The 13,878-nt window shown below is 61.1% G+C and carries 9 protein-coding genes; 4 read left to right on the forward strand and 5 right to left on the reverse strand.

Going from position 1 to position 13,878, the window contains the following annotated elements:
* Positions 1–59: 59 nt before the first annotated feature.
* Both ACJ8IJ_RS12515 and gltB read right to left on the reverse strand, forming a co-directional pair.
* On the reverse strand, positions 60–1,478 hold the full coding sequence (locus ACJ8IJ_RS12515; protein ID WP_015379170.1) for a glutamate synthase small subunit: 1,419 nt from the start codon (positions 1,476–1,478) through the stop codon (positions 60–62).
* A 14-nt stretch (positions 1,479–1,492) separates the two neighbouring features.
* Positions 1,493–5,953 carry a glutamate synthase large subunit gene (gltB, locus tag ACJ8IJ_RS12520; protein WP_015379169.1) on the reverse strand — a complete coding sequence of 1,487 codons (4,461 nt, stop codon included), beginning with the start codon at positions 5,951–5,953 and terminating at the stop codon, positions 1,493–1,495.
* Between the two features lie 691 nt (positions 5,954–6,644).
* Here gltB and ACJ8IJ_RS12525 point away from each other — a divergent pair.
* Entirely contained in the window at positions 6,645–7,577 is a 933-nt protein-coding gene (locus tag ACJ8IJ_RS12525; protein WP_004937093.1) for a TIGR01212 family radical SAM protein, read from the forward strand.
* Here ACJ8IJ_RS12525 and ACJ8IJ_RS12530 read toward each other — a convergent pair.
* The gene (locus ACJ8IJ_RS12530) at positions 7,572–8,279 is read right to left on the reverse strand and encodes an acid phosphatase (protein ID WP_049189095.1); all 708 of its coding nucleotides are present in this window, start codon (positions 8,277–8,279) and stop codon (positions 7,572–7,574) included. The genes ACJ8IJ_RS12525 and ACJ8IJ_RS12530 overlap by 6 nt on opposite strands.
* Before the next feature lie 411 nt (positions 8,280–8,690).
* Between ACJ8IJ_RS12530 and arcB the strand changes: the two genes are divergently transcribed.
* The 3 genes from arcB (at position 8,691) to mtgA (ending at position 12,649) form a co-directional block, all read left to right on the forward strand.
* Positions 8,691–11,030 (forward strand): aerobic respiration two-component sensor histidine kinase ArcB, encoded by a 2,340-nt coding sequence (arcB, locus tag ACJ8IJ_RS12535; RefSeq protein ID WP_049189094.1) that lies wholly within the window; start codon positions 8,691–8,693, stop codon positions 11,028–11,030.
* A gap of 237 nt (positions 11,031–11,267) precedes the next feature.
* Positions 11,268–11,921 (forward strand): isoprenoid biosynthesis glyoxalase ElbB, encoded by a 654-nt coding sequence (gene elbB, locus ACJ8IJ_RS12540; protein ID WP_131165433.1) that lies wholly within the window; start codon positions 11,268–11,270, stop codon positions 11,919–11,921.
* Positions 11,918–12,649 carry a monofunctional biosynthetic peptidoglycan transglycosylase gene (mtgA, locus tag ACJ8IJ_RS12545; RefSeq protein WP_004937100.1) on the forward strand — a complete coding sequence of 244 codons (732 nt, stop codon included), beginning with the start codon at positions 11,918–11,920 and terminating at the stop codon, positions 12,647–12,649. Before elbB ends, mtgA begins: the two co-directional genes overlap by 4 nt.
* Before the next feature lie 39 nt (positions 12,650–12,688).
* Here mtgA and dolP read toward each other — a convergent pair whose 3' ends face one another.
* Positions 12,689–13,264, reverse strand: coding sequence for a division/outer membrane stress-associated lipid-binding lipoprotein (gene dolP / locus ACJ8IJ_RS12550; RefSeq protein ID WP_004937101.1), 576 nt, complete (start codon positions 13,262–13,264; stop codon positions 12,689–12,691).
* A 9-nt stretch (positions 13,265–13,273) separates the two neighbouring features.
* The gene (gene diaA / locus ACJ8IJ_RS12555) at positions 13,274–13,864 is read right to left on the reverse strand and encodes a DnaA initiator-associating protein DiaA (protein WP_004937103.1); all 591 of its coding nucleotides are present in this window, start codon (positions 13,862–13,864) and stop codon (positions 13,274–13,276) included.
* Between the last annotated feature and the right edge of the window lie 14 nt (positions 13,865–13,878).

Below are 13,878 nucleotides of genomic sequence, written 5' to 3' on the forward strand. Positions count from 1 at the left end.
CGTGGCAGGCTAAAAACAGAGGCCCGGCAATATGCCGGGCCTCTGATGGTACGGAAGGTTTACACTTCCAGGTAGTTCATGATGCCGTCTGCCGCTTTGCGGCCTTCGGCGATCGCCGTCACTACCAGGTCAGATCCGCGCACTGCGTCACCACCGGCGAAGATTTTCGGGTTGCTGGTCTGGAACGCGTTGTCGCTGCCTTCCGGCGCCAGGATGCGGCCCTGTTTATCCAGCTGCACGTCGTGCGCCGCCAGCCAGTCCATGCGGTGTGGGCGGAAGCCGAACGCCATCACCACCGCGTCCGCGTCGATCACGTGTTCGGAACCCGGCACCTGCTCCGCCGTCTGACGGCCGTTGGCATCCGGCGCGCCCAGCTGAGTGCGCACCATTTTCACTCCGGCCACGCGGCCGGCGCTGTTCAGTTCGATGCTCAGCGGCTGCAGGTTGAACTGGAAGTCCACCCCTTCTTCCCGGGCGTTCTTCACTTCGCGCTTGGAGCCCGGCATGTTGGCTTCGTCGCGGCGGTAGGCGCAGATGACCTGAGTTGCGCCCTGACGCACCGAGGTACGCACGCAGTCCATGGCGGTATCGCCGCCGCCCAGCACCACCACCCGTTTGCCTTCCATGCTGACGTAAGGCTCGTGCTGCTCGGTTTCATACCCCATCAGCTGCTTGGTGTTGGCGATCAGGAACGGCAGCGCGTCGTACACGCCCTGCGCCTCCTCATTCTCCAGGCCGCCGCGCATCGACTGATAGGTGCCGACGCCGAGGAACACCGCATCGTACTCGCTCAGCAAGGTCTCCATGCTGACGTCTTTGCCCACTTCGGTGTTCAACTGGAACTCGATGCCCATCTCGCTGAAGATGCCGCGGCGTTTGACCATCACTTCCTTTTCCAGCTTGAAGGCCGGGATGCCGAAGGTCAGTAGGCCGCCGATCTCCGGATGACGATCGTATACGACCGCCTTGACGCCATTGCGGGTCAGCACGTCGGCGCAGGCCAGCCCGGCGGGGCCGGCACCGACGATCGCCACGCGCTTGCCGGTCGGCTGCACGTGCGACATATCCGGCTTCCAGCCCATTTCGATGGCCTTATCGCTGATGTAGCGCTCGATATTGCCGATGGTGACCGCACCGAACTCGTCGTTCAGGGTGCAGGAGCCTTCGCACAGGCGATCCTGCGGGCATACGCGGCCGCACACTTCCGGCAGGCTGTTGGTCTGATGCGCCAGGTCCGCCGCTTCCATGATGCGGCCTTCGTTGGCCAATTTCAGCCAGTTCGGGATGTAGTTGTGCACCGGGCACTTCCACTCGCAGTACGGGTTGCCGCAGGACAGACAGCGGTCCGCCTGGGCCTTGGCCTGGGTTTCCGAAAACGGTTCGTAGATCTCGACGAACTCGATTTTGCGGATCTTCAGCGGTTTCTTTGGCGGATCAACACGCTGCAGGTCGATAAATTGATAAACGTTCTGGCTCATTAATGACCTACCTCTTACTGCGCCTGCACCCGCAGCTCGGCTGCGGAACGGCTACGGTGACCCAACAGCGCTTTGACATCGCTGGACTTCGGTTTGACCAGGGCGAACTTCGGCGCCCACTCCGGCCAGTTGGCCAGGATCTCTTCCGCGCGGGAAGAGCCGGTCGCCTGCACGTGTTCGGTGATCAGGCCGCGCAGGTGCTCCTCATGGATCGCCAGCTGATCGACATCCAGCACTTCCACCAGCTCCGGGTTCACGCGCTTGCGGAACTCGCCGTCTTCGTCCAGCACGTAGGCGAAGCCGCCGGTCATGCCGGCACCGAAGTTGATGCCGGTTTTACCCAGCACGCAGACGATGCCGCCGGTCATGTATTCGCAGCCGTTGTCGCCGATGCCTTCCACCACGGTGATGGCGCCGGAGTTGCGCACCGCGAAACGTTCGCCCGCGCGGCCGGCGGCGAACAACTTGCCACCGGTGGCACCGTACAGGCAGGTGTTGCCGACGATGCTGGCTTCATGGCTGCGGAAGGCGGAACCGATCGGCGGGCGCACCGCGATGCTGCCGCCGGCCATGCCTTTGCCGACATAGTCGTTGGCGTCGCCGGTCAGGGTCAGCTCGACACCGCCGGCGTTCCAGACGCCGAAGCTCTGCCCGGCGGTGCCGGAGAAGTGCGCCTTGATCGGATCGCCTGCCATCCCCTGATCGCCGTGTACGTTGGCGATCGCGCCGGACAGCATGGCGCCCACGGAGCGGTCGGTGTTGCGAATGTCGAAGTAGAAGGTTTTACCCTGCTTCGCTTCGATGTACGGCTGCGCCTGCGCCAGCAACTCTTTGTTCAGCAGACCCTTGTCGAACGCCGGGTTGCTGCTTTCGGTACAGTACACCGCTTTGCCCGGATGCGGCGTGGCGGTTGTCAGCAACGGCGACAGATCCAGCTTGTTCTGCTTGGCGGAAATGCCGTCCAGCTCGGTCAGGAATTCGGTGCGGCCGATCAGATCCACCAGTTGGCTTACGCCCAGCTGGGCCATGATCTCGCGGGTCTCACGCGCGATAAACTGGAAGTAATTCGTCACGCGTTCCGGCAGGCCGTGGTAGTGATCGCGGCGCAGCTTGTCGTCCTGAGTCGCAACGCCGGTCGCGCAGTTGTTGAGGTGGCAGATGCGCAGGTATTTGCAGCCCAGCGCCACCATCGGCCCGGTGCCGAAGCCGAAGCTTTCCGCGCCCAGGATCGCCGCTTTGACGATGTCCACGCCGGTTTTCAGGCCGCCGTCCACCTGCAGGCGGATCTTGTGGCGCAGGCCGTTGGCCACCAGCGCCTGCTGGGTTTCCACCAGGCCCAGTTCCCATGGGCAGCCGGCATATTTCACCGAGGACAGCGGGCTGGCGCCGGTGCCGCCGTCGTAACCGGCGATGGTGATCAGATCGGCATAGGCTTTCGCCACGCCGGTGGCGATGGTGCCAACGCCCGGCTCGGACACCAGTTTCACCGAGATCACCGCCTTCGGGTTGACCTGCTTCAGATCGAAGATCAGCTGCGCCAGATCTTCGATCGAGTAGATGTCGTGGTGCGGCGGCGGGGAGATCAACGTCACGCCCGGCACCGAGTAACGCAGTCTGGCGATGTACGGGGTGACTTTGTCGCCCGGCAGCTGGCCGCCTTCGCCCGGCTTGGCGCCTTGCGCCACCTTAATCTGGATCACGTCGGCGTTCACCAGGTAGGCCGGCGTGACGCCGAAGCGGCCGGAGGCCACCTGTTTGATACGCGACACCTTGTTGGTGCGGTAGCGCGCCGGATCTTCGCCGCCTTCGCCGGAGTTGGAGAAGCCGCCGAGGCCGTTCATGGCGATCGCCAGCGACTCGTGCGCTTCCGGGCTCAGTGCGCCGATCGACATCGCCGCCGTGTCGAAGCGTTTGAACAGCGACTCCGCCGGCTCGACCTGATCGACCGGGATCGGTTCGCCTTTCGGCGTAATGGCCAGCAGATCGCGCAGCATGGCGACCGGCCGCTCGTTCACCAGCTTGGCGTAGGCCTGATAGTCGCTGTACTCGCCGCTGTGCACCGCTTTTTGCAGCGAGTTCACCACGTCCGGGTTGTAAGCGTGGTATTCGCCGCCGTGCACGAACTTCAGCAGGCCGCCTTGCTCCAGCGGTTTGCGTTTCAGCCAGGCGCGCTTGGAGAGGTTCTGCAGATCCTGCTGGAAATCGCTGAAGCTGGCACCGCCGATGCGGCTGACCACGCCCTGGAAGCACAGGTCCGCCAGATCGCGGTGCAGGCCGACCGCTTCGAACAGCTTGGAACAGCGGTAAGAGGCGATGGTCGAGATGCCCATTTTGGACATGATCTTGTACAGGCCTTTGTTGATGCCGTTGCGGTAGTTCAGCATCACGTCGCGGTATTTCTTGTCGATCGCCTGGCTGTCCACCAGCTTGGCCAGGGTTTCATAGGCCAGATACGGGTAGATGGCGGTCGCGCCGAAGCCGAGCAGCACGGCGAAGTGGTGCGGATCGCGGGCGCTGGCGGTTTCAACGATCAGGTTGGCGTCGCAGCGCAGGCTTTTCTCCACCAGCCGGGTTTGCACGGCGCCAACGGCCATCGGGGCCGGTACCGGCAGGCGGCCGGGCGCGATGGCGCGGTCGGACAGCACCAACAGCACCGCGCCTTCGCGCACCTTGCGTTCCGCTTCGTCGCACAGGGCGCGAATGGTCTGCTCCAGATCCTGCTGCTGCGGATCGAAGGTCAGATCGAGCGTCTCGGCGCGATAGTATTCGCCTTCCAGCGTGGTGAGCTGTTTGAAATCGGAGTACAGCAGGATCGGCGATTTGAAGCTCAGGCGGTGCGCCTGGCCTTCTGCTTCGCAGAACACGTTCATTTCGCGGCCGATGCTGGTGGCCAGCGACATGACGTGCGCTTCACGCAGCGGATCGATCGGCGGATTGGTGACCTGCGCGAACTGCTGGCGGAAATAGTCGTAAACGATGCGCGGCCGGCTGGAGAGCACGGCGAACGGGGTATCGTCGCCCATCGAACCGGTGGCTTCCTGGCCAATTTCGCCCAGCACGCGGATCACCTGATCCAGCTCTTCACTGCTGTAGCCGAACTGTTTCTGGTAGGTTTCGAGCTGCGCGTCGTCGAGCTCGCGGCTGCCGACCTGATCGTCCGGCAGATCTTCGAACGGCACCAGGCGTTTGACGTTTTTCTCCATCCACTCTTTATACGGGTGGCGGCTTTTCAGATCGTTGTCGGTTTCCGCCGAGTGCAGGATGCGGCCGCTGCGGGTGTCGATCACCATCAGCTCGCCGGGGCCGACGCGGCCTTTTTCCACCACTTCATCCGGCTGGTAATCCCAGATGCCGACTTCGGAGGCGCAGGTGATCAGCTTGTCTTTGGTGATCACATAGCGCGCCGGGCGCAGGCCGTTGCGATCGAGGTTACAGGCGGCGTAGCGGCCGTCGGACATCACGATGCCGGCCGGGCCGTCCCACGGCTCCATGTGCATCGAGTTGAAGTCGAAGAAGGCGCGCAGATCGCCGTCCATGTCCGGGTTGTTCTGCCAGGCCGGCGGCACCAGCAAGCGCATGGCGCGGATGAGATCCATCCCGCCCGCCAGCAGCAGCTCCAGCATGTTGTCCAGCGAGCTGGAGTCGGAGCCGGTTTCGTTGACGAACGGCGCGGCGGCCTGCAGGTCCGGGATCAGCGGCGTTTGGAATTTATAGGTACGGGCGCGCGCCCACTGGCGGTTGCCGGTGATGGTGTTGATTTCGCCGTTGTGCGCCAGGTAGCGGAACGGCTGAGCCAGCGGCCAGCGCGGCACGGTGTTGGTGGAAAAGCGCTGGTGGAACAGGCAAATGGCCGATTCCAGGCGCAGGTCCGCCAGATCGAGATAGAAGCGCGGCAGATCCGCAGGCATGCACAGGCCTTTATAGATCGTCACCAGATTGGAGAAGCTGCAGACGTAGAAACTGTCATCCTGCACGCGTTTCTCGATGCGGCGGCGCGCCACGAACAGGCGGCGCTCCATATCGCGCGGGCGCCAGCCGGCCGGGGCGTTAACGAAGATTTGCTCGATGCGCGGCAGGGAGGAGAGGGCGATTTCACCCAGCACGTCCGGGTTGGTCGGCACTTCACGCCAGCCGACGATCGACAGCGTTTCGTTTTGCAGCTCTTCTTCCACGATGCGGCGGCTGAGGCGCGCTTCCTCTTCATTCTGGCTGAGGAACATCATGCCGACGGCGTAGTTTTTGGCCAAACGCCAGCCGCGCTCTTCCGCCACCATGCGGAAGAAGCGATCGGGTTTTTGCAGCAACAGGCCGCAGCCGTCGCCGGTCTTGCCGTCGGCGAGGATCGCGCCGCGGTGCTGCATGCGGGCCAGCGCGTGAATGGCGGTGCGCACCACCTTGTGGCTAGGTTCGCCTTCTATGTGGGCGATCAGGCCGAAACCACAGTTGTCCCTCTCTTGGGATTTATCGTACAACATATCGTGAACCTCCCCAGGCTCTGCGTGACTCTCACAACCTACTGCGAGGGGGCTTCCCAATTTCAGGCAGAAGTCCAATCAGCAAGTTAACCCCGCCAATCTGCTTTTCCGCCCTCCATCAATGGCCTCTCGTGACGGTCTCACAAGTGGTATAGGACTTGTTTTAAGAGGGAGTCTTCAATTACTGCATAAATATGACGAGACGTTTGCCCGTCCAGAAAGCTTCCAGCGGACTTCCAACTTAGCGAGAAAGAATTCGCAGGTCAAATGTGGGCTTAAGATAGATTCTTATCGAATTGATGGTATTTATTTATTTGAAAAATAAGAGTTTTAATGCATTTTTGCACTATCGTGGGGCAACGCCGATCCACTCAGAAGTGTGAGCTGTCTCACTATAGTGCAACCCCTTAATCTCTGCACCATGCTAGTGCGAGGGGTAATGCCAGAATTTTATTCTATAAGATATTGCTTGGCTGATGTTTATGACTATTTTTCACCGTGTTGTCATATTGCCGTTAACGGTTGCGTGACGATTAGAATAATTCATCAGAATTATAGTGAATTGATTTGCATTTATGATGAATAGTTATGCCTGGTGGCGCCTTGCGGTGAAAGCGTTGATCTCTGTCATCGCGGGAAAAACCGTTTCTTATTAGCATCGCGGCTTTGAACACAGAGAATCACCAAGATTATGCAGTTGCCGCAATTAGTCAATATGTTTGGCGCGGATCTCCAGCGCCGCTATGGCGAAAAGATCCATAAACTCACGCTGCACGGCGGATTCGGCTGCCCTAACCGCGACGGCACGTTGGGGCGCGGCGGCTGTACGTTCTGCAACGTTGCCTCGTTCGCCGATGAGGCGATGCAGCGGCAGAGCATCGCCGAACAGCTGGCGCAGCAGGCCGCGCGGGTCGATCGGGCGCGGCGCTATCTGGCCTATTTCCAGGCCTATACCAGCACCTATGCGGAGGTTGAACGGCTGGAGGCGATGTATCGGCAGGCATTGGCGCAGAGTGCCATGGTCGGCCTGTGCGTCGGCACCCGGCCGGACTGCGTGCCGGCCGCCGCGCTGGATCTGCTGACGGGCTACCGCGAGCAAGGCTATGAGGTGTGGCTGGAGCTGGGGTTACAGACGGCGCACGATAAGACACTGAAGCGCATCAACCGCGGCCATGATTTTCGCTGTTATCAGCAGACTGCGCGGCTGGCCCGGCAGCGCGGGCTGAAGGTGTGCTGCCATCTGATCGTCGGGCTGCCGGGAGAAACCCAGCGCGATCATCTGCTCACGCTGCAGCAGGTGACGGAGACCGGCGTGGATGGCATCAAGCTGCACCCGCTGCACGTCGTCACCGGCAGCACCCTGGCGCGGGCGTGGCAGGCCGGGCGGTTGCCCGAACTGGCGCTGGAGGATTACGCCGCCAGCGCCGGGGAGATGATCCGCCATACGCCGGGCGAGGTGGTGTACCACCGCCTTTCCGCCAGCGCCCGCCGGCCGACGCTGCTGGCGCCGCTGTGGTGCGAAAACCGCTGGAGCGGCATGCAGGCGGTCGGCGCTTATCTACAACGGCACGGCGGGCAGGGCAGCGCGCTGGATGCCGCCCTGCGTTATTTACCGACGTTATAACCGCAGGTTGGCGCGCACCTCCGCGCGTGCGCGTTGCAGGTCGGCCTGCAGCTGCGGGTTCGCCAGCAGCCGTGCGGCGAGCGCCGTCGCTGCCAGCTTGCCGCCTTCCAGATCGCTCGGGTAGTGGACGCCGGCAATGACCCGACTTTGCGCATTGCTTGCCGCTCGTTCAAACAGCGCGCTGCGTTTTTCCGGCACCATCTGCGCCAGCAGGATCGCCGTCAGGTAGCTGTCCATCGCGTGCCCGCTGGGGTAGGAGTCGCCTTCCGGCGGCGGCAGCAGCGGTTTTACGCGGCTGTCGGCCTCATAGGGGCGCGGGCGACTATAGAAGGCTTTGGCGGGCATCAGGCTTTGCTCAAAGTCCTGATAAACCCGGCGGAACAGGGCAGCGGTGAGCGGATGGCGATCGACGGTGAACGTCGGGCCGAAAATATCGCGGGCAAAGGGAAAGGCGGCGTCTTCCAGATGATCATCCCGCTTGGCCTTGGCGATCTGTTCCGCCGTACGGCTAGCCTGTATGGTCAGCACCGCCTGCAGATCCGCCCGATTCTGCGGCGTCGCTGTTGAAGGCGGCGGCGGCAACAGCGTGGCGATTTGCCGTTGTTCCTCATTCAAATAGCCGGCCACGGCGGTAGCGGCTTTCAGGGGAAAGATGACGGTCAGCGACAGGACGAACAGGGTAGTGCGATAGATGGTTAACATGGTTAGTCCTCACATCAAAGAAATGAGGAAGCCTGCCGGGCTGGCCACAACGCTGCTGCCGGTGAAAGTAAACCGCGGGATAAAATCCTTTCCCTTACTTCAAGCCACAGGGCTTCGCTATCCGTGTCTGCTAAAGCAAGCGTCATGCACGGTGCATCATTAATATATTAATAAAATGGCATTCTCAAGCGGCCTGGGTGTGGGGTGAATCACATAAAAAATCTTTTAGTTACAATTGATTAATCCCTAAGTATGAGCGGGATGATCAACGTGTTTGTTCACGGTGCCGGCGGCAATGAGCTGCCCGTCGCATGCCAGACGCCGCTATTTTCCGTTAGCAGGACTTGACTCTCAGACACGACGGAAAAATTTACGGTATGATTCAAAAGATTGTGTCTGATGGGAGCCGCTATGAAGCAAATCCGGGTGTTGGCCCAGTACTACGTTGATTTAATGGTGAAACTGGGGTTGGTGCGCTTCTCGCTGCTGCTGGCCTCGGCGCTGGTGGTGCTGGCGATGGTGGTGCAGATGGCGGTGACCATGCTGCTGCGCGGCGAAGTGGAAAGCATCGACGTGGTGCGTTCGATCTTCTTCGGCCTGTTGATCACCCCGTGGGCGGTCTATTTTCTCTCGGTGGTGGTGGAACAGTTGGAAGAGTCGCGCCAACGGCTGGCGCGGCTGGTGGACAAGCTGGAAGAGATGCGCCACCGCGATCTGGAGCTCAATCAGCAGCTCAAAGACAATATCAGCCAGCTGAATCAGGAGATCGCCGACCGTATCAAGGCGGAAGAAGAGCGCCTGCAGGTGATGGAAAAGCTGACGGAAGAGATGGAACAGCGCGAGCAGGCGCAGATTGAGCTGGGCCAGCAATCGGCGCTGTTGCGTTCCTTCCTCGATGCCTCGCCGGATCTGGTCTACTACCGCAACGAAGACAAAGAATTTTCCGGCTGCAACCGCGCGATGGAGCTGCTGACCGGCAAGAGCGAGAAGCAATTGATCGGCCTGACGCCGTTCGACGTCTACGGCCAGGAGATCGCTGAAAAGGTGATTGAGACCGACGAGAAAGTGTTCCGCCACAACGTTTCGCTGACCTACGAACAGTGGCTGGTGTATCCCGACGGCCGCAAGGCCTGTTTCGAGCTGCGCAAGGTGCCGTTTTACGACCGGGTGGGCAAACGCCACGGGCTGATGGGCTTCGGCCGCGATATTACCGAGCGTAAGCGCTACCAGGACGCGCTGGAGAACGCCAGCAGGGAGAAGACTACCTTTATCTCCACCATCAGCCACGAGCTGCGTACGCCGCTTAACGGCATCGTCGGCCTGAGCCGCATTCTGCTCGATACCGAGCTGAACGACGAGCAGCTGAAATACCTGAAGACCATCCACGTCAGCGCCATCACCCTCGGCAATATCTTCAACGACATTATCGAAATGGACAAGCTCGAGCGGCGCAAGGTGCAGCTCGACAACCAGCCGGTGGACTTCACCGGTTTCCTGGCGGATTTGGAGAACCTCTCGGGCCTGCTGGCGCAGCCGAAAGGGCTGCAGTTCGTCATGGAGCCGCAGACGCCGCTGCCGCAGCAGATCGTGACCGACGGCACCCGCCTGCGGCAGATCTTGTGGAATCTGATCGGCAACGCGGTGAAATTTACCCAGCAGGGGCAAATTGTGGTGCGCGTACGGCGCGAGGCGCAGGAGAAACTGGTGTTCGAGGTGGAAGATTCGGGCATGGGCATCCCGCAGGACGAGCAGGACAAAATCTTCGCCATGTATTACCAGGTGAAAGATCAGCGCGGCGGCCGCCCGGCCACCGGCACCGGCATCGGGCTGGCGGTCTCCAAACGGCTGGCGCAGAGCATGGGCGGCGACATCACCGTGCGCAGCGAACAAGGGCACGGTTCTTGCTTTACCTTAACCATCAAGGCGCCGGCGGTGCAGGAGGCCGTCAGCGCGGCGCCGGAGGAAGAGGCGCTGCCGTTGCCGGCGCTGCACATCCTGCTGGTGGAAGATATCGAACTGAACGTGATCGTGGCGCGCTCGGTGCTGGAGAAGCTGGGCAACAGCGTCGACGTGGCAATGAACGGCCACGACGCGCTGGCGATGTTCGAGCCGGACGAGTTCGATCTGGTGCTGCTGGACATCCAACTGCCGGACATGACCGGGCTGGACATCGCCCGGGCGCTGCGCGAGCGCTATGCCGGGCAGGCGCTGCCGCCGTTGGTGGCCCTGACCGCCAACGTGCTGAAAGACAAAAAAGAGTATCTCGAGGCGGGCATGGACGATGTGCTGAGCAAGCCGCTGTCGGTGCCGGCGCTGACCAAGGTCATCAAACACTATTGGGATCATCAACCTTCTCACACTTCAAAGAAAACGGAGCACAAGGCGATGCAGATTAATGAGTCGTTACTCGATACCGCGATGCTGGAACAGTACATGGATCTGGTTGGCCCGCAGCTGATCCACCAAAGTCTGGAGATGTTCGAACAGATGATGCCGGGCTATCTGGCGGTGCTGGACTCCAACATGACGGCGCGCGATCAGAAAGGTATCACTGAGGAAGGGCATAAGATCAAGGGCGCCGCCGGTTCGGTCGGTCTGCGCCATCTGCAGCAGCTGGCGCAGCAGATTCAAACGCCGACGCTGCCGGCCTGGTGGGATAACGTGCAGGATTGGGTGGATGAGCTGAAACAAGAGTGGCGCAACGACGTGCAGGTACTGCGGGCTTGGGTTGAGAACGCTGAAAAAAAATGACCCCGACCTAAGCCGGGGTGCGCGAATATTGCGCCAACACCAGGGAAATTGTGAACCTGCGTATTGGTTTCAGTGTTCTGGTCGAGCAGGTTGTTGCGAATTCCTAAACATCATACAGCCAACAACATAGCAAATGTAAGCGCTCTTGTTAGAAGATTCATTAAAATGTGTGATGTAGATTAGTGTTTGTCAACTCCGAGCACGAACCAGTTGACAGCAGCGACAGGAGTAAGAGTGATGAAAAAGGTGGGTGTAGTCCTCAGCGGCAGCGGCGTTTATGACGGTACGGAGATCCATGAAGCGGTGCTGACGCTGCTGGCGTTGGATCGTGCCGGCGCCCAGGCGGTGTGCTTTGCGCCTGATAAACCACAACGCCATGTTATTAATCACTTATCTGGTGAGGAGATGGCGGAGTCGCGCAATGTTCTGATTGAATCGGCGCGCATTGCCCGCGGTGCGGTGCAGCCGCTGGCGCTGGCGGAGGCCGCGCAGCTGGATGCGCTGATCGTGCCCGGCGGCTTTGGCGCCGCCAAGAACCTCAGCAATTTCGCCGAAGCCGGCGCGGAATGTTGGGTCGATGAAGATTTGGCGCGCCTGACGCGCGAGATGCATAAGGCCAACAAACCAATTGGCCTGATGTGCATCGCGCCGGCGCTGTTGCCGAAACTGCTGGATCAACAAGCGCGGCTGACCATTGGCAACGATCCGGATCTGGGGGAAGTGATTGACGCCATGGGCGGCGAACCGGTGATTTGCCCGGTGGACGACATCGTGGTGGACAGCGAACATAAGATCGTGACCACGCCGGCCTATATGCTGGCGCCGTCTATCGCGCAGGCGGCCCTGGGCATCGATAAGCTGGTGGCGCGGGTGCTGGAACTGGCTGAATGAGAAAATCGCTCGTCGGATGGCGGCGGCTGCGCCCGTGGTATTGGCTGAAGCGCGGCGTCATCGCGATTATCGGCCTGTGGGTGTTGGGCATTGTGCTCTTCGCCTTCCTGCCGGTGCCGTTTTCCGCCGTGATGGTGGAACGGCAGGTCAGCGCCTGGCTGAGCGGCGACTTCGGCTATGTCGCCCATTCGGACTGGGTGTCGATGGACGACATCTCGCCGCAAATGGCGCTGGCGGTGATGGCGGCGGAAGATCAGAAGTTTCCAGACCATTGGGGCTTCGACGTGGCGGCCATTGAAAAGGCGCTCAGCCACAACGAGAAGCGCCCGACGCGCATCCGTGGCGCGTCCACGCTGTCGCAGCAAACCGCCAAGAACCTGTTTTTGTGGGATGGCCGCAGCTGGCTGCGCAAAGGGTTGGAGGCCGGGCTGACGTCCGGCATCGAATTGGTGTGGACCAAGCGGCGCATTCTGACGGTGTACCTGAACATCGTCGAGTTCGGCGATGGGGTGTTCGGCGTGGAAGAGGCTTCACAGCGCTTTTTCCATAAGCCGGCCAAGCGCCTGAGCGCGGCCGAAGCGGCGCTGCTGGCGGCGGTATTGCCGAATCCGCATCGCTTCAGGGCCGATGCGCCGTCCGGCTATGTGGTGCAGCGTCAACAGTGGATCATGCGGCAGATGCGGCAACTGGGCGGGGAAGCGTTTTTACGCGAGAACAAGCTGGATTAAACGGGCGGGAACGGCACGGTGCCGCTCCCGCCAGGCGGATTATTTTACGTAGGTAAAGGCGGTCGTGACGTGCTTCACGCCGCTGACCTGGCTGGCGATCTGCGCCGCCGACTGCCCTTCCTGCTGCGTGACCAGGCCCAGCAAGAACACTTCGCCGTTTTCGGTGGTGACCTTCACGTTGGACGATTTCACCGTATCGCTGGTGAGCAGCTGCGAACGCACCTTGGTGGTGATCCAGGTGTCGGAGGACGCGGTGCTCAGGCTGACCGGCGTGCCCTGACGGATTTCGTTATACACTTCGGTCGTGCCTTCCACGCCCATGGCGATCTGCTTGGCGCGCGCGGTAAGATCGGCGTTAGGCGACTGGCCGGTCAACAGCACCTTGCCCTGATAGGCGGTGGCGACCACCCGGGCATCTTTCTTCAACTGCTGGTCTTTGCTCAGGGCGCTTTCGACCCTGGCTTCCAGCGTGCCGTCATCCACCTGGGTCCCTACGCTGCGCGGGTCGGTGGCGGTTTTGGTGGCGACGGCCGCACTGCCGACGACGACGCCGGCGATACAGCCTTGCAACAGCAGGGCGCTGGACAGCACTGCAAATGTGGCTTTTAGCTTCATCTCAGTTCCTTAATCGTCCTGGTGGGGGAATAACGTATTGTCTATCAGGTCGCACAGGCAGTTTACGGTCAACATATGCATTTCCTGAATGCGCGAGCTGCGGTGCGACGGGATGCGGATTTCGACATCCTGCTGGCCGAGCAGCCCGGCCAGCTCGCCGCCGTCGTAGCCGGTAAGCGCGACGATGGTCATATCGCGCGTCACGGCCGCCTCGACCGCCTTCACAATATCACGGCTGTTGCCGCGGGTGGAAATCGCCAGCAGCACGTCGCCGGTGTGCCCGAGCGCACGCACCTGCTTGGCGTACACTTCGTCGTGCAGCCGATCGTTGCTGATTGCCGTCAGCACCACGTTGTCGGCGTTGAGAGCAATGGCCGGCAGGCTGGGGCGCTCGGTTTCAAAACGGTTGATCATGCTGGCGGCGAAGTGCTGCGCGTTGGCGGCCGAGGTGCCGTTGCCGCAGCACAGGATTTTGTTGCCGTTGAGTAAGGATTGAACCAGCGTCATCGCAGCGCGGGAAATGGCGTCCGGCAGTGCTTCCGCCGCCGCGATCTGGGTTTGGATGCTTTCGGTGAAACAGACTTTAATTCTATCCAGCACGTTGTATTAATCCA

This window comes from Serratia sp. CY40230 (genome assembly GCF_052168835.1).
Lineage (GTDB): Bacteria > Pseudomonadota > Gammaproteobacteria > Enterobacterales > Enterobacteriaceae > Serratia > Serratia nematodiphila.